Here is a 20,738-nt window from a genome sequence, read left to right as displayed (position 1 = left end):
AGTATTTTCAGCCTTGCACATCCCCGGCTTGCGGCATAGTCCTTCGCGAAATCGAATAGGAAAGGGCATGGACATGAGCGATCTCTGGCCGACCGAACTGCGCGTGTCGAAGGACCGCCAGCGCCTCCTCGTCACTTTCAACGACGGCGCAAGCTTCGACCTTTCCGCCGAAATGCTGCGCGTTCTGTCTCCGTCGGCGGAAGTGCAGGGCCATGGACCGGGCCAGAAGCTGACCGTACCGGGCAAGCGCAATGTCGCGATCATTGCCATGACACCGACGGGCAACTATGCCGTGCGCATCGGCTTCGACGACTTTCATGATACCGGCATCTTCACGTGGTCCTATCTGCGGGAACTCGGGGAAAAGGGCGAAACGCTGTTTGCCGAATACGAGCGCGACCTTGCGGAAAAGGGCATGAGCCGCGATATGTCGGAAAAACCGCGATAGTGTCAGGACTGCCAAAGGGCGCGTCCACCGCAAACGAACGGAGAGCCCCTTGGCAGCAGAAGCGAACGCAAACGATCTCACACAGGTTGTCGTGCTTTTGGCGGCAGGCGTTGCCGCCGTACCGATCTTCAAGAAGATCGGCCTTGGCTCGGTGCTCGGTTATCTCGCGGCCGGCCTTGCCATCGGCCCCTTCGGCCTCGGCTTCTTTGCCGATCCGCAGGCGATCATCCATGTCGCCGAACTCGGCGTGGTGATGTTCCTCTTCATCATCGGCCTGGAAATGCAGCCCTCGCGGCTGTGGGGCATGCGCAAGGACATTTTTGGGCTCGGCGCGGTGCAGGTCATCGGTGCCATGGCCGCACTTACCTGCATCGGCCTTTCCTTCGGCTTCCCGCTCATTCCCTCCTTCGTTGCCGGCACCGGCTTCGTTTTGACCTCCACCGCCATCGTCATGCAGATGCTGCAGGAGCGCGGCACCATGTCGACACTGAAGGGCCAGCGCATCATCGCGATCCTGCTCTTCGAGGATCTCGCCATCGTGCCGCTGCTCGCCATCGTCGCGCTGCTCGGCACCGGCGCTGCGGCGACGGATGCCTCCGACCGCTGGCTCTCCGTCGGCATCGCCATCGGCGCCATCGTGGCGCTGGTTCTGGCGGGGCGTTATCTGCTCAATCCGCTGTTTCGGGTGCTGGCAGCCTCCGGCGCGCGCGAGGTGATGACGGCGGCGGCGCTGCTCGTGGTGCTCGGTTCGGCACTCGCCATGCAGGTCTCCGGCCTCTCCATGGCCATGGGCGCCTTCCTCGCGGGCGTGCTGCTTTCCGAATCGGCCTTCCGCCATCAGCTCGAAGCCGATATCGAGCCGTTCCGCGGCATCCTGCTCGGTCTGTTTTTCCTCGGTGTCGGCATGGCAATCGATCTCTCGGTCATCGCCGCCAACTGGCAGCTCGTGGTGGCAAGCGTCATCGGCTACATGGTGGCGAAGACGCTGCTGATCTATGTCGTCGCGCGTCTGCTCGGCACCTGCCACGGCGAGAGCCTGGAACGTGCCGTGCTGATGGCGCAGGGCGGCGAATTCGCCTTCGTGCTATATGCCGCAGCCGTCGCGGCCGGCATCCTCAATGGCGAAGAGAACGCCATCCTGACGGCGACGATCATCATCTCGATGATCCTGACGCCGCTGATGGTCATTCTGCATGACCGCATCGTGCCGAAGCAGCAGCCCTCCACCGAGGGGCTGACGCTGCCGGAAAATGTCGAGGGTACGGTGCTGATGATCGGCTTCGGGCGCTTCGGCCAGATCGTCAGCCAGCCGCTGCTCGCGCGGGGCTACACGCTCTCCCTCATCGACAAGGATGCGGAATTTGTGCGCGACGCCTCGGATTTCGGCTTCAAGGTCTACTACGGCGACGGCTCGCGCATCGACATCCTGCATGCCGCCGGTGCCTCTACCGCCAAGGCGATCCTGATCTGCCTCGACGACAAGGAAGCGGCGGTGAAGATCGCCGAGATCGTCCACGAAGAATTCCCGCTCGTGCCGATCCTGGCGCGCGCCTATGACCGCGGTCATGCGCTCGACCTCATCCATGCCGGCGTCGACTTCCAGATCCGCGAGACCTTCGAATCCGCCATGATCTTCAGCCACGAGACGCTGAAGGCGCTCGGCGAGGACGAGGATCTGGCAGCCGAGGTGGTCGAGGAGTTCCGCGATGTCGATCGCCAGCGGCTGGAGCTAGAAACCGTCGGCGGCATCTATGCCGGACGGCAGCTCATTCGCGGCAATGCCTCGCCCGCCGACCTCGTCGCCGCCCGCACCGGCCGGCAGCGCGCGGCGGCGGAAGAGGAACGTCACCGCCACGAGGAAGAACCGGCAAGTTGACGTAACGCAATCTTCCGTAGCGACTCAGCGCAACATGCGTCATGTCTAATGAAAACGGACATGAGGTGCGTATGAACAAGGGACGCCTTGAAGCCTTCAGTGATGGCGTGATCGCCATCATCATCACGATCATGGTATTGCAGCTGGCAGTACCGAAGGAGCCGACCTTTGCGGCTCTGGTTCCCATGCTGCCGATATTCCTCGGCTATCTCCTGAGCTTCGTCTATGTGGCGATCTACTGGAACAACCATCACCATTTGCTGACCATCTGCGGCAATGCCAGTGGCGGCGTGCTCTGGGCGAACATGCATCTGCTGTTCTGGATGTCGCTCATTCCCTTCGCCACCGCCTGGATGGGCAACAATCCCGCGGATGCGCTCCCGACGGCGCTCTACGGCGTGATCCTGCTTCTGACCGCCGTTGCCTATGAAATCCTGCAGATCCGTATCGTCGCGGTGCATCCGGATGCCGCGCGCGTGCGCAGCGCGTTGGGGCGGGATTTCAAGGGCCGCTTTTCGCCGGTCTTCTATCTTGCCGCGATCGGGCTTGCCTTTGTCTCGCCGGTGATTTCCCATGTGCTCTATGCTGTGGTGGCGCTTCTCTGGATCGTGCCCGACCAGCGCCTGGAACAGCTCTACAAAAAGGATGCGCCATGACGGCGACGACTGACGACCGTTTTGCCACGTCCGCCTGCCTGCGGGCCCGCGGCACCGCCAAGGAAGGCAAGGTGGCCTTCGCCGAGCTTTTCTTCGATCTCATCTTCGTGCTGACGATCATCCAGCTCTCCCATTCGCTGGCCGCGCACTATTCGCCGCTCGGCCTCGTCGAGGCCGCGCTGCTGATGCTGGCGATCTGGTGGGTGTGGATCTACACGACCTGGGCGACGAACTGGCTCGATCCGGAAAAGTCGCCGGTGCGCATCCTGCTCTTCGTGCTGATGTTCCTGGGGCTGATGCTGTCCATCGCCATCCCCACGGCTTTCGGTGCGGGCGGGCTTCTCTTCGCACTCACCTATGTCGCTATGCAGACCGGTCGCTCGGCTTTTACCGCCTATGTCATGCGGCGCGACTGGCCGGAAAACAGCCTCAACTTTACCCGCATCACCGTCTGGACACTGTTCTCGGCCGTGTTCTGGATCGGTGGCGCCTTCGTGGAACATGAGGCGCGCCTTGCGCTGTGGACCATTGCGCTTGGTCTCGAATATGCCTCGCCGGCGCTCGGCTTCGCCGTGCCAGGGCTTGGTCGTTCCACCGTCAGCGACTGGCAGGTCTCGGGCGAGCACATGGCGGAGCGCTGCGCGCTCTTCGTCATCATCTGCCTGGGCGAAACGATCCTCGTCACCGGTCGCACGGTTGCCGGCATGGAGCTGCTCGACGGCTTCACGATCTTCATGCTGATGACGGCCTTCCTGTCGACCGCCACCATGTGGTGGATCTATTTCCGCTTCGGTCATGGCGAGGCGGCGCATCTCATCGAGCATTCGGCGACACCCGGCCGCATCGCCCGCATGGCCTTCACCTATGCGCATATTCCGATCGTTGCCGGCATCATCCTCTCGGCGGTGGCGGAGGAGTTCGCGCTTGCCCATCCGCATGGCCATGTCGATGCCAAGACGGCAAGCGCCATTCTCGGCGGGCCGATCGTCTTCCTGCTCGGCAACATCTGGTTCAAGGCGGCGATCCGCGGCCGATCGCCGCTGTCGCATATCGTTGGGATCGCAGCATTGCTCGCGTTGTCGGTGCTGGTGCCGTTCGTCGAACCCTATCAGCTCTTCATGGCAGCCGCCGCCATGCTGTTCGGGGTGGCGCTCTGGGAGTTCGTGTCGCTGAAATCGACGCGGGCTGACGCCGTCGCGAAAGCCTAGCCTTCCTCTTCGTCATCCGCAGTCTCCAGCGTCTGGAGAATGCGGATGATGTCTTCCATCGCTTCCGCCACCTGAAGGCAGCGGTCTTCCGGTGTCTGCGACATGATGCGCTCGATGAGGCCGGTCTGGATGGTCATTGCTTGTTCCGTCAGCGCCCGACCTTCTGCGGTCAGCGACAGGCGCAGCACACGCTTGTCCTTGGCATCGGGGTTGCGCTCGATCAGGCCGCGTTTTTCGAGCTGGGGCAGCAGCATGCTCATGTTGGAACGGCCGACCAGCAGCTTGCGCGCCAGCTCCTGCTGCGAAATGCCCTGGAAACGGTAGAGATTGACGAGAATGTCGAGATGCGGCGGCTTGATGCCGAGGTCCGCAATCGCCCGCGTCACGGCCTGCTGCATCAGCTGGCAGGCGCGCGCCACCCCGATCCAGCTGCGAAAGCGCGGATGGTCCCAGGGAAAGGCTTGATTTTTGTTCATCGTTGTACTTTATTGTTCATCATTGAACATTTTTGATGGATTCCCACTATGGCATCCTTTGGCTTGAAGGTCATCCGCCTCGCGCTTTCCGGCGTCGCCGCGGTTTCTCCCGATGCGGCTGGCCGGGCCGCGTTCCGTCTCTTTGCGACCACGCCGGGCCGCCGTCCGCGCACGGCCAAGGAGAAGGAGCTTTTTGCGCGCTCCGAAGGCTGGATGCGCCAGGCGCAGCGCGTGACGCTGGACTTTGCCGGCGGCACGGCGGTGGCGCATCGTTTCGCGGCGCGTCCCTGTGAACACTTCGCTGGCCGCGTGCTGGTCGTGCACGGCTGGGGCTCGCGCGCGGCCTATCTCTCCGCCTTGACGGAAGGGTTGGTGGCTGCAGGCCACGAGGTCGTGGCGCTCGACCTGCCGGGCCATGGCTCCTCGCGCGGGCGCACGCTGACGCTGCCGATGGCCGTGCGCGCGATCGATGCGGCCTGGCAGCGTTTTGGCGGCTTCGACTACTTCTGCGGCCATTCCTTCGGCGGCGCATCGCTGGCTTGCGCGGCGAGCGGCCTTGTGCCCTCGGTGCCCGCGCATCGGCCGCGCCGGCTCGTCACCATCGGGTCGCCGAGCGAGATGGCCTGGCTGTTCAAGGATCTCGGGCGTTATTTGAAGCTCGGTCCCAGAACGCAGGTGGCGCTGGAAGATCATGTCGAGCGCATTGCCGGCGCGCCGCTTTCGGCTTTCGATGCAGCCAGCGGGGCAGGGCGGCTCAGCACGCCAATGCTCGTCCTCCATGCCGAGGACGACAAGGAGGTGCCGGCCCATCATGCCCGTCGCTATGCCGCCTCCGGCCCCAATGTGACACTGGAATGGGCCAACGGCTTCGGCCATCGCCGCATCGTCTCCGCCGAGCCGGTGATCGACCGGATCGTCGATTTCTTCGCGGAAGACGGGCAGCGGATCGCCGCCTGATCGCTTTCCGTCACGCGCCTGTCATGCAAGGGTGCGATGCGCCGCAAACGCGCAGGCACAGGAGAGCAGCATGACGGTGGTCACGTCGGTCGAGCAGTTGAACGAACTTTACGGCACGCCGGGCGAAGCCTCGCTCGTCAAGGTGACGGATTTTCTGCTGCCGGAATACCGTACGATGATCGAGGCGTCCCCGTTCGTGGCGCTTGCGACATCAGGGCCGGAGGGGCTCGACTGCTCGCCGCGCGGCGATGCCGGAGCGGTCATCCATATCGAGGACGAGCGCACGCTGATGCTGCCGGACTGGCGCGGCAACAACCGTATCGATTCGCTTTCCAACATCGTGCGTGATCCGCGCGTCGCCTTGATGTTCCTCATTCCCGGCTCCAACACGACTATGCGCCTTAATGGTCGCGCCGTCGTGCGCATCGATGACGCGATTACGCAGCGTTTCGTCATGGACGGAAAACATCCGCGCTCGGTCGTCGTCATCACGATCGAGGAAGTCTATTCGCAATGCGCCCGCGCCGTGCTGCGCGCGGATCTCTGGAATCCGGAGAAATTCCGCGATACCGCCTGCCTGCCGACCGTCGGCCAGATGCTGGCCTCCGCCAAGAAGGGGTTCGATGGCGTAGCCTATGACAAGGAATGGCCGGGCCGCGCGGCAAAGACCATGTGGTAGGCGGGGCGAATATCCCCGCTTCCCAAACCGTCTTGTCGTTGGTTATGAAAGATTTTTGCGGATTTGGAGTTTGGGATGCGGACAGGACTTTTTGCGGCGGTTTTCGCCGGCATGCTGGCGGCCTCGATGGGCGCTGCCAAGGCAGACGAGCTGATCGAGAGCTACGGCGCCTACATCGGCCAGGACGATCTCTACAATTCCAACAATGAGCGCCTGACGCAGCCCTGGCAGGTTATCCGCCAGGATCGCGCCAATGTGCATCGTTTCGGCGTCAGCCAGCCCGGTGACGACACCGACAGCTTCTTCGCCTCGGCCCGCAACCGCGAGCTTGCCGAACGCATGATCAGCCACGGCCGCATCGAGCGCAGCGCCGCCCGCCGCCTGCTGCAGGGTGATGTGCGCATCGAAGTCGAGATCTGGCGGGGCGCGGATGGCGACTATATCAACATCAATGTCGATTAAGCCTCTTCTCGCGGGCGTTGCCGCAGTCGTCCTCGCGATGCCTGCGGCACGCGCGGCGGAGCCCGATCTCGCGGCCCGTCTCAAGCTCTTGGTGGAAGCCTATCCGGAAAGCCTTTCCGGCGTCCAGGGCAACAGGCTGCTGTTCAAGGATGGCCGCCCGGCGCTCGAGATCGACGACGGCAAGGCGAAGGATCACCAGACGGCGCTCGCCGCTGGCGATGTCGAGGATAGTCTGCGGCAGATCTATCCGCTCGGCGCTTGCGAGAAAAAGCCGGAGGTCGATGTCGATCCCGGCCGCATTCGCAGCGATGCGCTGATGATGCGGCTCTATGGTGCGTCGGCGAAGGAAGTCGGGGCTGATCTCGTGCCCGTCAAATGGTTCGGCGAGACGTTGCGCGTGACGAAGCGGCAGGGCGCTGCCGCCGCGCTGGAGAAGGTGCGGGGCGCGCTTGCGGAAAAGCCCGAACTGAAGCGTTATCTCAGCCCTTCGGCCGGCGTGTTCAACTGGCGCAAGGTTTCCGGCGCGAAGAACATGTCGGTGCACAGTTTTGGCGCGGCGGTCGATCTCAACACGAAATTTGCGGATTATTGGATCTGGTCGGGCGGAAAGCCGGGCAGGGTGCCGAAGTACGCCAACAAATATCCGCTCGAGATCGTCGAGATTTTCGAGCGCTACGGTTTCGTCTGGGGCGGGCGATGGTATCACTACGACACCATGCATTTCGAATACCGCCCGGAAGTCATCGCCATCGCAAAAGCGGCAGACGCTTCCGCCTGCCGCTGACAGCTTTCGGGGTTGAAAGGTACGCCTAAAAACCTCAATTCAGAGGATGAAGTCGCCCTTTATCAGTGTTACCTTGTCATCAAGATGAATGGCAAATTCTGCAGCCTTGTCCGTGTCGACATTGGCGTAAATATAGGTGTCTGAGCTCTTCTCCACAAAACGAAGTTCCCCGGCCTTACCGGAAAACGCTTTCGTGCCAATGAAAGTGAACGCGTCATTCTTCGACGTTGAGGTGATCGCATCGATCGCCGAAAGATCGATCCTGTCGCCAGCGGCATGTGAGAAATCGAAAATCGTATCGCGGCCTTTGCTTTCGACCTTGCTATCCGACAGAGCCTTGAAAATGAACCGGTCAGCACCGGATCCGCCGTAAAGATCGTCGGCGCCACCGCCTCCGGTCAGCTTGTCGTCGCCACCCAGCCCCTTCAAGACGTTTACTTTGCCATTGCCGAAAAGCTTCTGAGTGCCATCCGCGCCGGTAAGGTCAGTCTTCAGGATGCCGAGGACATGCACTTCCTTGACATTGCTGGAAACGGATTTGATCGTGGCATTGGCCCAGACCTCGTTGCCGTTGACAACGTCGATCTTTACATTGCTCGAACCCAGCGCCAAGCCGACAGTGAGTTTACCCGTGGAGAGCGCGAAGTTGACCATCTTGTTGCCGCCCGCAGTATAGAGCAGTTCGTAGCCGCCGCCTTCACCCGTTTTGTCGGACACGGCGCCACTGGATGTGACGCTAACATTCTTCATTTGTTCGCCAACACTGAAGAAGTTGTCCTGTACGACTTTGTCCTTGTAGACGACCCCGGTGACAAAGACCTTATTGCCGCTCTTGGCAAAATCCTGCGTGACCATCGAAGCGTTGAATGCATTTCCGCCGGAGGTGAAAACGCCAATCTTCTGGCCGATACCGATCTCCTGAATCTTGTCGCTCAGGATGTTTATACGATGGCCGCGACCAGCGATACCTTCGTCAATAAACAGATCGGAATGTTGGTCGATGATCATCTGTGTGCGTGCGGCACTGTTGATCGATGCCGTCGTTCCGCTGAAGGCTATGTTCTCGGCGGTTGTCCAGCTGCCAGCAAGCTGGAAGCCTGCTGCCTTTATACGATCCGTCGGGCCAGCCCCCGTGAAGCCTGACGTGCCCTTTGTCTCGCCATGCGAAAACACATCGTGCGCAAGCATCCAGCTGCTGTGCTTGTCCGCGGCGAGGGCAATCTTGTCATTGCCTGCAAGAACCTGCTTCGGCGCGGTCGAAATTTTCGAGCTGCCCGAGATACCCTCGTTAAGATCGATATCGAAGCGCTTTGCCTCTCCTGCCGGATTCATGCGCGCGCGATTGATCAGTTCAAGCATAAGCTGTTCCTGCGGCGTCATATTTGCCATGCAATGCTCCAAAAGCTGAGAAGGGAACGATCAGTATATTTCCTTTGGTGCCCTTATACGCGATTAATTTTGTCGTTAGAACGGAGGGAGTATCGCTTCTTTGGGCAAGCGAAAGTGTGGTTCCGGCTCTTTTGGGGATTAGTTGCGGACGATAACCGTCACGCCTGCCGTCACCTGGGCATAGAGGTGTTCGACATCTTCGTTCGCCATGCGGATGCAGCCGGACGACTGTGCCTTGCCGAGCGAGGAGGGCTGGTTGGTGCCGTGGATGCGGTAGATCGTCGAGCCGAGGTAGATGGCGCGCGAGCCGAGCGGATTGTCGAGGCCGCCCTTCATCGAGACCGGCAGGATCTTGCCCTTCTTGGCTTCGCGGGCGCGCATGTCTTCCGGCGGCGTCCAGGTCGGCCATTCGGTCTTGCGGGTCACCTTTTCAGAGCCGGTCCAGATGAAGCCTTCGCGGCCGACGCTGACGGCGTATTTCATGGCGAGGCCCGAGCCGAGCACGTGGTAGAGGCGGCGCTCGGAATTGTCGACGATGATCGTGCCGGGGGCGACGTCTTCGGTGAAGGCGACGAGTTCGCGGGCGATCGGGGCACGGGAAACAGCGGCGATCTTCTTCTCCGACTTCACCGGCTTGCCGCCGGAGAGGACCTGAAGCCAGCCCGTCTTCTGCGAGGAGGACGAGAGCGAGGCGACCTCGATCGGGTCGATGGCGTTGTCTGCGGCGGATGCCGCGCCGGCGGTGGAAAGAAGGCCTGCGATAAGAGCGATTGCGAACTTGTTCATGGTCCTGGTCCCTGTCTGGAGTGCCGGTGCGGTTCGTGCCCGGCGTCGTGTTCTCATGGGGACGTTGTAGGACGTTGCCTGATCTTGCGATGTTCCGGCGGGAACAGGCGCTTAGAAGGGCTGGATCCAGACCAGGCTGCTCAGCATCAGGGCGGCAATCATGGTGATTTCGATAAATCCGGTTTGCATGGTGCGATCCTCCTGTGCCGCAAAAACGCACCGATGTCGCCGCGGTTCCGCCGGATTTCAAAAATCGCCCGAAACGCAAAACGGCGCCCGCAGGCGCCGTTTCGAATGGAGTATGTGGAAGCCTATTTGCGGTAGATCAGCCAGCTCTTGGCAAAATCCTTCTTCATGCCATCCTCATAGGCCATCGTGCGGTTGCGGCCGCCGTTCTTGGCGCAATAGAGGGCGATATCGGCCTTCGAATAGAGCTCGCCGGGGCCTTCTGCCCATGACGCCATGCAGAAGCCGAGCGAGATGGTGATCGGGCCATAATTGACGCCGGTCTTGGAGTTCTTGAAGGGCGTATGCTCGAGGGCTGTGCGGATGCGCTCGGCGATCGCCATCGCCTCTTCCTCGGTATTGCCTTCGACGATCATCGCGAATTCCTCGCCGCCGGTGCGGGCGACCAGGATGTCTTTGCGCACATTGGCGCGGATGAGGCTGCCGATCGAGGCGAGGATCTTGTCGCCCACCGGGTGGCCGTAGGTGTCGTTGATCTTCTTGAAATGGTCGATATCGGCGATGATCAGCGCGGTGACATGGCGCGTCATCGTCGAATTGTAGATACCCGAGAGCTTGTCGTCGAAGGCGCGGCGGTTGGAAAGCTGCGTCAGCGAATCCGTGTTGGCGATGCGCTTGTACTCGTCGAGTTCCTTGCGCACATTGTCCATCTCGACGGACTTCTGCACGACATTCTCCACCATCACCTTGCCCTGGTTGATGGTGTCGCCGGTCGCCTCCGTGAGGACGCCGATGACGCCCTTGATGATGTCGACGCTGGCGGAACTCTTGTTGTTGATGCGCACGAAGGTTTCGTCGAGCAGCTTGTTGTAGCTTTCGAGCGAGGTCTGCTCCTGCTTCAGCAGGCGCAGCAGCCCTTCCAGTTCGCCGACGATCCTGCTGTGCGCACCATCGATGGCAGGCACGCCATGATGGTGGCCGAAATACTGCATGCCGATTTCGTCGAGTTCTTCCTGCGAGGCCTTGCTGCCGAGTGCGGCGAGTTCGCGCGTCAGCTTGGGGTTCGAGCCGATATAGGCCTCGTAGAACAGCTCATAATTGCGGGGTATCGGAGACACACCCATTATGCGCATGGCATAGGTCACCTGAGCTGCAATGTCGGGCACCTGGACCTTCTGCGCAACTGCCGTGTTCATGTCGGCTGCTCCTGGTCGTTCGTTGGTTCCCGCAAAATACGGCGTAAATGCTTTGCGAAGGATTAACGATTGTGCGCTTCGTGGCGGAATACGCCCAGAAAAAAGGCCGTAAATCCGGTGATTTACGGCCTTTTCAGGGTGAATATGAGGGTTTTCTTCCTCAACCCGGCATAATCATTTTTTCAGGGCGTACAACTTCGTCAAATTCCTCGTTGGTGACGTATCCGCCGCCGACGGCTTCCTCACGCAGCGTCGTGCCGTTCTTGTGTGCCGTCTTGGCAATCTTGGCGGCATTGTCGTAGCCGATCTTCGGCGCAAGCGCTGTGACGAGCATCAGCGAGCGGTCGAGGGCGGCCTTGATGTTGTCTTCGCGGGCCTCGATGCCGACGACGCAATTGTCGGTGAACGAGATCGCGGCATCCGACAGGAGCTGGACGGACTGCAGGAAGTTGTAGGCCATCAGCGGGTTGAAGACGTTGAGTTCGAAATGGCCCTGGCTGCCGGCGAAGGTCAGCGAGGCATGGTTGCCGAACACCTGGGCGCAGACCTGCGTGAGGGCTTCGCACTGCGTCGGGTTGACCTTGCCGGGCATGATCGACGAGCCCGGTTCGTTTTCCGGCAGCGCCAGTTCGCCGAGACCCGAGCGCGGGCCGGAGCCGAGGAAGCGGATGTCGTTGGCGATCTTGAAGAGGGCAGCGGCGGCCGAATTGATCGCGCCGTGCGAGAAGACCATGGAATCGTGGGCGGCCAGCGCCTCGAACTTGTTCGGCGCGGTATTGAAGGCGATGCCGGTGATCGAGGCGATGTGCTCGGCGACCTTTTCGGCAAAGCCGATCGGGGCATTGAGGCCCGTGCCGACGGCGGTGCCGCCCTGCGCGAGTTCGCAAAGGCCCGGAAGCGTCATCTCGATGCGCTTGATCGAGGAGGCGACCTGCGCGGCATAGCCGGAGAACTCCTGTCCGAGCGTCAGCGGCGTCGCGTCCTGCGTGTGCGTGCGGCCGATCTTGATGATGTGATCGAAGGCCTTGACCTTGGCTTCGAGCGCGGCGTGCAGGTGCTTCAGCGCCGGCAGCAGGTCGTGCACGATGCGTTCGGCGCAGGCGATGTGCATGGCCGTCGGATAGGTGTCGTTGGACGACTGGCTCATGTTGACGTGGTCGTTCGGGTGCACCGGCTTCTTGGAGCCCATGACGCCGCCGAGCATTTCGATCGCCCGGTTGGAGATCACTTCATTGGCGTTCATGTTGGACTGGGTGCCCGAGCCGGTTTGCCAGACGACGAGCGGGAAATGATCGTTGAGCTTGCCGTCGATGACTTCCTGCGCAGCTTCGGTGATCGCCTTGGCAAGGCCAGCGTCGAGGCGGCCGAGTTCGGCATTGGCGCGGGCGGCGGCCTGCTTGACGATGCCGAGCGCACGCACGACCGACAGCGGCTGCTTTTCCCAGCCGATCTTGAAGTTGCCGAGCGACCGTTGGGCCTGCGCGCCCCAATAGCGGCTGTTGTCCACTTCGATGGGGCCGAATGTATCTGTTTCCGTGCGCGTCGATGTCATAGTGCTTCCCGTTCTCCGAGCCCATGCGCTAAGGTGTGCCGCCGGCGTTGCCGCCGCATGGGGTGCGGCAGGCCGGGCGAGCACGAGCCGATCGGGAAGGGCTCGCGCTGGCGCTAAATCGCGCATTTCTCTGGCCCATCTGCGACCCGGTTGCAAGGGTGCAATGGCGCCGGGAGACCAGACTTTCGGTTAAAATCGATTAGGCCGTGAACTGGCGGAGCAAGCATGTCGAGTGGTGCGCGAGGCTGTGCCTTTTCCATCACAATCGCCCGCTCGTTTTTTACGCCGCTTTCCGCCGTTTCGCGAATTTTTTCGTCTGCGGGAGCAAATTTTGCCGCCAATTCAAATTTTTACGCTGGCTCATCCGTCTGATTTGCCAGGTGCCGACATGACGGATTTGTAAGGTTTTGCAGGGCTGGCGGGGAGGGGCGTTTCCTTTTCATTCACCATCCTTTCCTATAACTTACCGGCCTGCTGGTTCGGGCGCCGCCAGAGACCGCGCGTTGCGGTTCATACGGGGAATGGATTATTTTATGAAGCTGACAAAGACTGCCGTGCTGGCCGCCGCGCTGGCTCTTTCCTGCGCCACCATCACGCTCAATGCCGCGCCCGCCAACGCCCTGACGCTGTTCGATATCTTCCGTGGCAAGAAGAAAGAGCCGGTGCGCGAAGAGTTGCCGGGCGTGACTACGGGGGCTGCCCTTCCGGGCGCCGAGACGAAGCAGGCGGCCAAGCCGCTGCCGCGCGTCACCGGACCGCGCTACTATACCTACAAGGCTGACGGCCTGAAGCGTGTCGCCATCGAGAAGCTGGCCGACCCGGTCGTGACGAGTTCGATCACGGTGGACATCCCCGCTGCTGGTGATGCCGGCGTACGCGCCGCCTTTGCCAATGTGAACGTGCGCGCGACGCCCGATGCCGCCAAGGCGGTCGAAACATTTTACGCCACGCAGAAGAAGTTCGTCTGGATCGACGGCACGGGTATCAATGAAAAGGCGAAAAGCGCGATTGCCGTTCTCGCCGATGCCGCCTCGGTCGGCCTCGATCCCTGGGACTATGCAGTCAAGATTCCGGCAGACAGCTTTGACAGCGTCGACATGAACAAGCGGTATGACGAGCTTGCGACCTTCGAGATCGAGCTCTCTTCCGCCGTCGCCGCCTATGTGCAGGACGCGGTGCGCGGCCGCATCGATCCCAATCGCATCTCCGGCTATCACGATTTCAAGCGCAAGGACGTCAACATCGTCGCGGCACTGAAAAACGTGGCGATGAGCAGCAACGTCAAGGGCTATCTCGAGAGCCGTTCGCCGGCCAGCTCCGACTTCCAGGCGCTGAAGGCCGAGCTTGCCCGGCTCAAGGCCGAGAGCGGCGCGGAAGACCGCGTGGTGATTGCCGACGGCACGCTCCTGAAGCCCGGCCAGAGCAATCCGGAACTCGTCAACATCGTCAAGGGTATCGTCAAGCACGGCTCCGACGCGTTGAAGACCGAACATTCCCTCACCATTGCCGGCTACAAGGATACGCCGGAATACTCGCCCGAACTGGTTTCGCTCGTCGAAGCGTTCCAGAAGGAAAACGGTTTGAAGCCGGACGGCGTCGTCGGCAAGGCCTCGATCCGCAAGTTGGTCGGCGGCGACAGCGCGGCCGATAAGATCGCCAAGCTGGAAGTGGCACTGGAGCAGGCGCGCTGGCTGCCGGTCGATCTCGGCGCGCGCCACGTCTTCATCAATCAGCCGGCCTTCCAGGTCTATTACTACGAGGGCGGCCAGGAAAAGTTCTCGATGCGCACGGTCGTCGGCTCCAAGTCGAACCAGACCTATTTCTTCGAAGACCGCATCCAGACCGTCGAAGTGAACCCCTATTGGGGTGTGCCGCAGTCGATCATCATCAACGAGATGTTGCCGAAGCTGCGTAACGACCCCTCCTATCTCGACCGCATGGGCTATCAGGTGGCCGTGGGCGGGCAAGCGGTCGCATCGTCTTCCGTCAACTGGTACGGCTCGACCTCGGGTATTTCCGTTCGCCAGCCGCCGAGCGACGACAACGCGCTGGGTGAACTGAAGATCCTCTTCCCCAACAGCCATGCCATCTACATGCATGACACACCGTCGAAGAGCTTCTTCAAGAAGGATATGCGCGCGCTGAGCCACGGCTGTGTGCGCCTCGCCGAGCCGCGCAAGATGGCTGCCGCCGTGCTGGGCGTGACGGAAGCCGATGTCGCCAAGGAAATTGCTGGCGGCAAGAACAAGGGTATCAGCGTCAAGGCGGATATCCCGATCTACATTGCCTATTTCACGGCATGGCCGAACAAGGACGGCGCGGTCGAATATTTCGACGACGTCTATGGCCGCGACGACTACATGCGCAAGGCCTTCGCCGCCACGCAGAAGGCCCGTCAGGTCCAGGGCTGAGAGCGTCCAGGGATTGAAATATCGAAGGCGCCGTATCCGGAAGGATGCGGCGACTTTCTCCTATCAGCGCGCGAGCAGGCGCTCGATGAGATCCGGCGTCAGTTCGTCGAAATGCGTGACGACATGGCTCGGTTCGAGTTCCGCGACCGGCACGTCGGAATAACCGAAGGGCACGCCGATAGACGGCACGCCCGCATTGCGGGCGACCAGCATGTCGTTGAGGCTGTCGCCGACCATCACCGTGCGCTTCGGATCGGCCTCGGCAAGGCGGACCGTGCCGAGCAGGTGTTCGGCGTCGGGCTTGCGGACCGCGAATGTGTCGCCGCCGGTGATTGCCGCGAAACGCGTGGTCAGGCCGAGACCGTCGATCAGGCGGCGGGCGAGGCCTTCCATCTTGTTGGTGCAGACGGCAAGCCGGTAGCCGGAGCCTGAAAGGCGGTCCAGAGCCTCGATGAGGCCGGGATAGGGCACGGAAACCCCCGGCATCGCCCCGGCATAGTGCTCGACGAAGACACTCAGCATGCGCTCCAGTTCGCCATCGGTGATGTCACGGCCGCGCAGCGAAAAGGCGCGCTTGATCATGACCTGCCCGCCATGGCCGACGAGATAGGTGAGATCGCCATAGCCGACGGGATCGAGGCCTTCGAGGCCGATTGTGTGGTTGAGGCTCGCCACGAGATCGTGTGCGGTGTCGATGAGCGTACCGTCGAGATCGAAGACAACGAGAGAAGCGGACATGGGAAACCTTGTAGGAGAGTTGGGAGGCGGGTCTCTCCGGTAGGCGATGGAGGCGGCATTTGCAATCGTGTTGTACGGGCGCCTTGTGCCTGCCGGCTTCGCCGCGATTTTGGCTTTCGTTTGCCGGGCGGGGCGTGTAAGTGTCTCACCGGAATTTCCGGCCGCTTCGCGCGAAGGGCCGGCTCGGCGATTGGCCAAAAGCGGTTTTAGGGAGTGCGTGGCGGATGGACGCCAGGGAAATGAAGATCAAGGCCGCGGAAGCCGCTCTTGCCCATGTGGAAGACGGCATGCGGCTCGGCATCGGCACCGGCTCGACGGCGGAGGAATTCGTCCGGCTTCTGGCGGAAAAGGTGGCCGGCGGCCTCAAGGTCGAGGGCGTGCCCACCTCCGAGCGCACGGCGCGGCTCTGCGTCGAACTCGGCGTGCCCCTGAAGTCGCTCGATGAACTGCCGGAACTCGACCTGACGATCGACGGTGCCGACGAAGTCGACGGCCAGCTGCGCCTCGTCAAGGGCGGCGGCGGCGCGCTGCTGCGCGAGAAGATCGTGGCGGCCGCCTCGGCCCGCATGATCGTGATCGCCGACGAGACCAAGGTGGTCGAGACGCTCGGCGCCTTCAAGCTGCCGATCGAGGTCAACCCGTTCGGCCTCGTCTCCACGCGCATCGCCATCGAGAAGGCGGCTGCGCGCCTTGGCCTTTCCGGCCCGCTCACGCTGCGCGCCTCCGGCGACGGCACCTTCATGACGGATGGTGGACACTATATTCTCGACGCATCTTTTGGCCGCATTCCTGATGCAGATGCGCTCGCAAGCAGCCTCAATGACATACCCGGTGTCGTCGAACACGGACTCTTCATCAATATGGCGTCGCTTGCCATCATCGCCGGTCCGGCTGGTGCGCGCACGCTGACGTCAAAAGCATAGACAGGAGCACAGACCGACATGATCAACTTTGCTGGTTTCGGCCGGACCCTCGCGGTAACCCTCATCGTTTCGGCAAGCCTCGTTGGCGCCGCCAAGGCGCAGGAGGTCTCGGAAGAGCAGTTGAAGACCGCGCGCGCCGCCATCGACGCCATCGCGGCAACCGCAGGCTTCGACAACATCCTGCCGAGCCTTGCCATGCGCGCCAAGGCATCGCTCATCCAGGCCTCGCCGAACCATGAGGCCGAAATCAACGCGACCGTCGACGAGCAGGCCCTGGCGCTTGCACCGCGCCGCGCCGACCTCGAGAAGGAAGCCGCGTCGATCTATGCGAAGACCTTCACCCAGGACGAGCTGAAGGCGATTGCCGACTTCTACTCCTCACCGGTCGGCAAGAAGCTCCTGTCGGATGGTCCGATTGCCACGCGCAGCCTCATGAAGGCCGCCGAGATCTGGGCTGCAGGCATCGGCCGCGACCTGCAGGTCGAAAGCGGCAAGAAGCTACAGGATATCCTCGGTGCTCCGGCCGCCGCCGAAGGCGGCGAAGCGAAGCCGCAGCAGTAAGCGAAAAAAGGCGGCCTTCAAGCCGCCTTTTCTCCATATCGTGATGAAGCGGGCCGTCCTTTTGGAGACGGCCCGTTTTCATTCGCGGCGTCTTATTCGTGGATCGTGTATTCGCCGAGTTCGCAGAGGTCCTGCGTGTCAGTGGTCGTATCGAGATCGGAATCCTCGGTGAACTCGAAGCGCATGTCGTAGTTGCAGACATCCCGGCCGTCGGCGATGGTGATTTCCATCGTTTCGCCGGGGTTGAGAACCTGTTCGCCGAAGACATCGTCCTCCCACTTGTCGACGCCGACAGGGGAGGTGTGAAAACGGGTGAGGACGGAGTTGGTGCCGTTCTTCAGCTGGAAGACGAGATCTTCCGCCAGAGCCGGGCCTGCAAGCATGGCGAGTGCCACAGCCGATGCTGCGAAAACTTTAGATTTAGACATGTCTATCATCCGGTTAGCCCACAATCGGGCGCTCATTTCCTACGGTGCCTTTGTTTTGCCGTAAATGGGATCAGCACGCTTTTTTAGAAAAAACTGTTGGGCCGCACGCGTCATTCACGCGCTGATTTGCAGATCATTGCGCATGGCTCTTTTCCTTTTGGTTGCGGCGTTCCTATATGGAGAAAATCGCGCGGCGGATTCGCGCGCCCGCATCCGTTTCGGCCATCCGGCCAGCCTTGCCCGCAGGAGATCACCATGCCGACATTCGACTACGACCTCTTCGTTATCGGGGGAGGTTCCGGCGGTGTGCGCAGTGCGCGCCTGGCGGCCAGCATGGGCAAGAAGGTGGCGATCGCCGAAGAGTTCCGCTTCGGCGGCACCTGCGTGATCCGCGGTTGCGTGCCGAAAAAGCTCTATGTGTATGCCTCGCAGTTTCCCGAGCATTTCGAGGACGCGGCCGGTTTTGGCTGGACGGTCGGAGAAAGCACTTTCGACTGGAAGGCGCTCGTTGTCGCCAAGGAGAAGGAGATCACCCGCCTCGAAGGTCTGTATCGCAAGGGCCTCGACAATGCGGCCGCGACCATTCTGGCGACCCGCGCCGTGCTTGTCGGCCCGAACACCCTTCGCCTGACGGCGACGGACGAACTGGTGACGGCTGAGCGCATCCTGATTGCTGTCGGCGGTCATCCGACGCCGCATCCCGACCTGCCAGGCCACGAACTCTGCATTTCCTCGAACGAGGCCTTCGACCTGCCCGAGATGCCAAAATCCATCGTCATTTCCGGTGGCGGCTATATCGCGGTCGAATTCGCCAATATCTTCCACGGTCTCGGTGTCGAGACGACGCTGATCTATCGCGGCAAGCAGATCCTCTCGCGCTTCGATCAAGACATGCGCCAGGGCGTGCAGGCGGCGATGATCGCCAAGGGTATTCGCGTGATCTGCGAGGATATCATCACCAGCGTTTCGGAAACGGCCGACGGCAAGCGGTCGGTGGCCACGAAAGCTGGCGAGACGCTCGTCGTCGATCAGGTCATGCTGGCGCTCGGCCGTGTGCCGAACACCGGTGGCCTCGGGCTGGAGACGGCGGGCGTTAAGACCAACGAGCGCGGCGCGATCATCGTCGACGATTTTTCGCGCACCAACGTTCCCGGCATTTTCGCGCTCGGCGACGTGACGGATCGTGTGCAGCTGACGCCGGTCGCCATCCATGAGGCGATGTGCTTCATCGAGACGGAGTTCCGCGGCAATCCGGTCTCGCCGGATCACGACCTCATCGCCACCGCCGTCTTCTCGCAGCCGGAAATCGGCACGGTGGGCCTTAGCGAGGAGGATGCGGCGAAAAAGTTTGACGATCTTGAAATCTACCGCGCCGAATTCCGGCCGATGAAGGCAACGCTGTCGGGCCGTCAGGAAAAGACGATCATGAAGCTCGTCGTCAATGCGGCGGACCGCAAGGTCGTCGGTGCCCATATCCTCGGCCATGAGGCCGGCGAGATGGCGCAGCTGCTCGGCATTTCGCTGAAGGCCGGCGTCACCAAGGATGATTTCGACCGCACCATGGCGGTGCATCCGACAGCGTCCGAGGAGCTGGTGACGATGTACCAGCCGAGCTACCGCATCAGGAACGGGCAGCGGCTCTAAGCGGCGTTCGTTCCATCGCGAGGCGGCCGGCGAAACGATCCTCGTGGCGTTTGAACAGGGCGACGAGGCGATCGAGCGCGAGGCGCATTTCCGGCCGGTGGCGATCGTCGTCGTTGACGGCGAGCCAGAGCGGGTGGGTGAGGGCCTCGATCGGGTCGCCCTCGCGCACCAGCCCCGGCATTGTGTCTCCCACGAAGGTCGGCAGCACGCCGCGCCCCGCGCCGCCGGCAATCAGCCGGGCAAGGATGTCGGGCGCGTTGGTCCATGTATGGATCTGGTTTTCGTGATGCCGAAAAACCCATTTTTCCGGCTCCGAGATGGCGACTTCCGTGCCGATCGACACCCAGGGCAGATCGGCTTCGAAAGCGCGGCCCGCCGCCTGGTAGACAGCATAGGCGACGTCCACCGACTTGCGCACGGCGAGATTGCCGGTTTTCGGAGCGGCGTGCAGAAGGAAGATCATGCCGTGGCGATAGGTGAGATCGTCGCCGGGCGGGAGCCGCTTGCAGCAGAGGCGGAAACTGTCCTCCACGCCACGAAGCTCCCCCGTGTTGTCGGCGACGAAACCCGTCAGCCAGATATCGCCGGCAATCGAGACGATGGGCAGCGCGAAGGCATCGCCATGCCAGCGGGTGATATCGGCCGTCGTGCGGCGGATCGTCTGCACATGCTCGAACAACACGATACCATCAGGCGCCAGACGATAGCCCTGCTGGCTGCGGATGAAGAGCGTGCGGCCCATGGTGCGCTCCATCGCCAACATGCGGCGGCCGATCGTCGGCGCGCTGGTGCCGGTTATGCTTGCGGCGCCGGCAAGCCCGCCCTCGGTGGCGACATGGAAGAAAAGCTGCAGGTCGCTCCAGTCGACTTCCGACATATCCGGTTCCTCGTTTGTACGTCCCTTCATAGCGCAAATGCCGCCGCCGGTATCGCTCACCGGTGAAACGGGCGTTTCATTCCTGCATCTACGAAGAGCGCAGGACGCTCGCTACTTCCAGGACGGACACCGCAAACAAGGAGTTTTGCCATGAGCCCGGAATGGATGATTGTCTTCGACCGACAGACGACCGCGATGCAGCGGTCACGCCGTAGTGCCTTTGCCGATCCACTGGAACGGACGGAGTGGCGTGGTCTGCAAGGCGTGAACACACTGTTCAGCCGGTGGCTGGGGGGCGCCCGATCGCAACCGCGAAAGAGGGTGCAAAAGCCTGTTTCCAGCTGGATATTCGCATTCGGAACGGCTTCGCGTCGTTCCCGGGCCTGATCGCCAGCCTTTAGCCTGTCACACGAGAACACTGCCGTCGCAATTGCCGCGGCGACCGCTGGAAGTTCGGCTATGCAAGAACCATCTAACGGTTTATAAGCCCGCATCTTGAAA

The 20,738-nt window shown here is 61.8% G+C and carries 20 protein-coding genes; 12 read left to right on the top strand and 8 right to left on the bottom strand.

The window, feature by feature from the left end:
• Positions 1–73 precede the first annotated feature (73 nt).
• From MUU55_RS02360 to MUU55_RS02345, 4 genes are all read left to right on the top strand, one after another.
• Positions 74–448, top strand: coding sequence for a gamma-butyrobetaine hydroxylase family protein (locus MUU55_RS02360; RefSeq protein WP_244759158.1), 375 nt, complete (start codon positions 74–76; stop codon positions 446–448).
• A 49-nt stretch (positions 449–497) separates the two neighbouring features.
• Complete coding sequence (locus tag MUU55_RS02355; RefSeq protein ID WP_244759157.1) at positions 498–2,324, top strand: monovalent cation:proton antiporter-2 (CPA2) family protein; 1,827 nt, start codon at positions 498–500, stop codon at positions 2,322–2,324.
• A gap of 71 nt (positions 2,325–2,395) precedes the next feature.
• Positions 2,396–2,980 (top strand): TMEM175 family protein, encoded by a 585-nt coding sequence (locus MUU55_RS02350; protein ID WP_244759156.1) that lies wholly within the window; start codon positions 2,396–2,398, stop codon positions 2,978–2,980.
• On the top strand, positions 2,977–4,188 hold the full coding sequence (locus MUU55_RS02345; RefSeq protein WP_244759155.1) for a low temperature requirement protein A: 1,212 nt from the start codon (positions 2,977–2,979) through the stop codon (positions 4,186–4,188). The genes MUU55_RS02350 and MUU55_RS02345 overlap by 4 nt, the downstream gene beginning before the upstream one ends.
• Here the strand turns inward: MUU55_RS02345 and MUU55_RS02340 are convergent.
• Positions 4,185–4,664 carry a MarR family winged helix-turn-helix transcriptional regulator gene (locus tag MUU55_RS02340; protein ID WP_244759154.1) on the bottom strand — a complete coding sequence of 160 codons (480 nt, stop codon included), beginning with the start codon at positions 4,662–4,664 and terminating at the stop codon, positions 4,185–4,187. The genes MUU55_RS02345 and MUU55_RS02340 overlap by 4 nt on opposite strands.
• Positions 4,665–4,712: 48 nt before the next feature.
• On the opposite strand from MUU55_RS02340, the gene MUU55_RS02335 reads away from it, so the two are divergent.
• The 4 genes from MUU55_RS02335 to MUU55_RS02320 all read left to right on the top strand — a co-directional run bounded on the left by MUU55_RS02335 (position 4,713) and on the right by MUU55_RS02320 (position 7,546).
• Positions 4,713–5,621 (top strand): alpha/beta hydrolase, encoded by a 909-nt coding sequence (locus MUU55_RS02335; protein ID WP_244759153.1) that lies wholly within the window; start codon positions 4,713–4,715, stop codon positions 5,619–5,621.
• Positions 5,622–5,691: 70 nt separating this feature from the next.
• On the top strand, positions 5,692–6,300 hold the full coding sequence (locus tag MUU55_RS02330; RefSeq protein WP_244759152.1) for a pyridoxamine 5'-phosphate oxidase family protein: 609 nt from the start codon (positions 5,692–5,694) through the stop codon (positions 6,298–6,300).
• Positions 6,301–6,375: 75 nt separating this feature from the next.
• Entirely contained in the window at positions 6,376–6,762 is a 387-nt protein-coding gene (locus MUU55_RS02325; protein ID WP_244759151.1) for a hypothetical protein, read from the top strand.
• Complete coding sequence (locus MUU55_RS02320) at positions 6,752–7,546, top strand: M15 family metallopeptidase (protein WP_244759150.1); 795 nt, start codon at positions 6,752–6,754, stop codon at positions 7,544–7,546. Before MUU55_RS02325 ends, MUU55_RS02320 begins: the two co-directional genes overlap by 11 nt.
• 39 nt (positions 7,547–7,585) lie before the next feature.
• Here the strand turns inward: MUU55_RS02320 and MUU55_RS02315 are convergent, their stop codons facing one another.
• From MUU55_RS02315 to fumC, 4 genes are all read right to left on the bottom strand, one after another.
• Positions 7,586–8,935, bottom strand: a complete 1,350-nt coding sequence (locus MUU55_RS02315) for a M10 family metallopeptidase C-terminal domain-containing protein (protein ID WP_244759149.1) — start codon at positions 8,933–8,935, stop codon at positions 7,586–7,588.
• 138 nt (positions 8,936–9,073) lie between these two features.
• On the bottom strand, positions 9,074–9,721 hold the full coding sequence (locus MUU55_RS02310) for a L,D-transpeptidase (protein WP_244759148.1): 648 nt from the start codon (positions 9,719–9,721) through the stop codon (positions 9,074–9,076).
• A gap of 311 nt (positions 9,722–10,032) precedes the next feature.
• On the bottom strand, positions 10,033–11,103 hold the full coding sequence (locus MUU55_RS02305; protein WP_244759147.1) for a GGDEF domain-containing protein: 1,071 nt from the start codon (positions 11,101–11,103) through the stop codon (positions 10,033–10,035).
• A gap of 160 nt (positions 11,104–11,263) precedes the next feature.
• Positions 11,264–12,655 carry a class II fumarate hydratase gene (fumC, locus tag MUU55_RS02300; RefSeq protein ID WP_244759146.1) on the bottom strand — a complete coding sequence of 464 codons (1,392 nt, stop codon included), beginning with the start codon at positions 12,653–12,655 and terminating at the stop codon, positions 11,264–11,266.
• Positions 12,656–13,188: 533 nt separating this feature from the next.
• On the opposite strand from fumC, the gene MUU55_RS02295 reads away from it, so the two are divergent.
• The gene (locus tag MUU55_RS02295) at positions 13,189–15,066 is read left to right on the top strand and encodes a L,D-transpeptidase family protein (protein ID WP_244759145.1); all 1,878 of its coding nucleotides are present in this window, start codon (positions 13,189–13,191) and stop codon (positions 15,064–15,066) included.
• 63 nt (positions 15,067–15,129) lie between these two features.
• On the opposite strand, the gene MUU55_RS02290 is transcribed toward MUU55_RS02295, so the two are convergent.
• A complete protein-coding gene (locus tag MUU55_RS02290; protein WP_244759144.1) occupies positions 15,130–15,804 on the bottom strand; it encodes an HAD family hydrolase in 675 nt (224 codons plus the stop codon).
• A gap of 224 nt (positions 15,805–16,028) precedes the next feature.
• On the opposite strand from MUU55_RS02290, the gene rpiA reads away from it, so the two are divergent.
• Together rpiA and MUU55_RS02280 are read left to right on the top strand one after the other, a co-directional pair.
• Complete coding sequence (rpiA, locus tag MUU55_RS02285; protein WP_244759143.1) at positions 16,029–16,727, top strand: ribose-5-phosphate isomerase RpiA; 699 nt, start codon at positions 16,029–16,031, stop codon at positions 16,725–16,727.
• An 18-nt stretch (positions 16,728–16,745) separates the two neighbouring features.
• Positions 16,746–17,288 carry a DUF2059 domain-containing protein gene (locus MUU55_RS02280; RefSeq protein WP_244759142.1) on the top strand — a complete coding sequence of 181 codons (543 nt, stop codon included), beginning with the start codon at positions 16,746–16,748 and terminating at the stop codon, positions 17,286–17,288.
• Positions 17,289–17,380: 92 nt separating this feature from the next.
• On the opposite strand, the gene MUU55_RS02275 is transcribed toward MUU55_RS02280, so the two are convergent.
• A complete protein-coding gene (locus tag MUU55_RS02275) occupies positions 17,381–17,716 on the bottom strand; it encodes a hypothetical protein (RefSeq protein WP_244759141.1) in 336 nt (111 codons plus the stop codon).
• Between the two features lie 255 nt (positions 17,717–17,971).
• On the opposite strand from MUU55_RS02275, the gene gor reads away from it, so the two are divergent.
• The gene (gene gor, locus MUU55_RS02270) at positions 17,972–19,360 is read left to right on the top strand and encodes a glutathione-disulfide reductase (RefSeq protein WP_244759140.1); all 1,389 of its coding nucleotides are present in this window, start codon (positions 17,972–17,974) and stop codon (positions 19,358–19,360) included.
• On the opposite strand, the gene MUU55_RS02265 is transcribed toward gor, so the two are convergent.
• Entirely contained in the window at positions 19,338–20,237 is a 900-nt protein-coding gene (locus MUU55_RS02265; RefSeq protein WP_244759139.1) for a LysR family transcriptional regulator, read from the bottom strand. The two genes, gor and MUU55_RS02265, sit on opposite strands and share 23 nt — an antisense overlap.
• Between the last annotated feature and the right edge of the window lie 501 nt (positions 20,238–20,738).

The sequence above is a fragment of the Shinella curvata genome, assembly GCF_022899935.1.
GTDB classification, from domain to species: domain Bacteria; phylum Pseudomonadota; class Alphaproteobacteria; order Rhizobiales; family Rhizobiaceae; genus Shinella; species Shinella curvata.
The sequence above is the reverse complement of the archived record's forward strand: the minus strand, read 5'-3'. Positions and strand labels throughout refer to the sequence as shown.

Bases quoted from the DNA above. Each gene is read 5' to 3' on its own strand.
- MUU55_RS02305 (WP_244759147.1), bottom strand. From the start codon at position 11,103: ATGAACACGGCAGTTGCGCAGAAGGTCCAGGTGCCCGACATTGCAGCT.
- MUU55_RS02295 (WP_244759145.1), top strand. From the start codon at position 13,189: ATGAAGCTGACAAAGACTGCCGTGCTGGCCGCCGCGCTGGCTCTTTCC.
- MUU55_RS02335 (WP_244759153.1), top strand. From the start codon at position 4,713: ATGGCATCCTTTGGCTTGAAGGTCATCCGCCTCGCGCTTTCCGGCGTC.
- MUU55_RS02280 (WP_244759142.1), top strand. From the start codon at position 16,746: ATGATCAACTTTGCTGGTTTCGGCCGGACCCTCGCGGTAACCCTCATC.
- MUU55_RS02310 (WP_244759148.1), bottom strand. From the start codon at position 9,721: ATGAACAAGTTCGCAATCGCTCTTATCGCAGGCCTTCTTTCCACCGCC.
- MUU55_RS02325 (WP_244759151.1), top strand. From the start codon at position 6,376: ATGCGGACAGGACTTTTTGCGGCGGTTTTCGCCGGCATGCTGGCGGCC.
- MUU55_RS02320 (WP_244759150.1), top strand. From the start codon at position 6,752: ATGTCGATTAAGCCTCTTCTCGCGGGCGTTGCCGCAGTCGTCCTCGCG.
- MUU55_RS02350 (WP_244759156.1), top strand. From the start codon at position 2,396: ATGAACAAGGGACGCCTTGAAGCCTTCAGTGATGGCGTGATCGCCATC.
- MUU55_RS02290 (WP_244759144.1), bottom strand. From the start codon at position 15,804: ATGTCCGCTTCTCTCGTTGTCTTCGATCTCGACGGTACGCTCATCGAC.
- MUU55_RS02345 (WP_244759155.1), top strand. From the start codon at position 2,977: ATGACGGCGACGACTGACGACCGTTTTGCCACGTCCGCCTGCCTGCGG.
- MUU55_RS02275 (WP_244759141.1), bottom strand. From the start codon at position 17,716: ATGTCTAAATCTAAAGTTTTCGCAGCATCGGCTGTGGCACTCGCCATG.
- MUU55_RS02360 (WP_244759158.1), top strand. From the start codon at position 74: ATGAGCGATCTCTGGCCGACCGAACTGCGCGTGTCGAAGGACCGCCAG.
- MUU55_RS02340 (WP_244759154.1), bottom strand. From the start codon at position 4,664: ATGAACAAAAATCAAGCCTTTCCCTGGGACCATCCGCGCTTTCGCAGC.
- gor (WP_244759140.1), top strand. From the start codon at position 17,972: ATGCCGACATTCGACTACGACCTCTTCGTTATCGGGGGAGGTTCCGGC.
- MUU55_RS02330 (WP_244759152.1), top strand. From the start codon at position 5,692: ATGACGGTGGTCACGTCGGTCGAGCAGTTGAACGAACTTTACGGCACG.
- MUU55_RS02265 (WP_244759139.1), bottom strand. From the start codon at position 20,237: ATGTCGGAAGTCGACTGGAGCGACCTGCAGCTTTTCTTCCATGTCGCC.
- MUU55_RS02315 (WP_244759149.1), bottom strand. From the start codon at position 8,935: ATGGCAAATATGACGCCGCAGGAACAGCTTATGCTTGAACTGATCAAT.
- fumC (WP_244759146.1), bottom strand. From the start codon at position 12,655: ATGACATCGACGCGCACGGAAACAGATACATTCGGCCCCATCGAAGTG.
- rpiA (WP_244759143.1), top strand. From the start codon at position 16,029: ATGGACGCCAGGGAAATGAAGATCAAGGCCGCGGAAGCCGCTCTTGCC.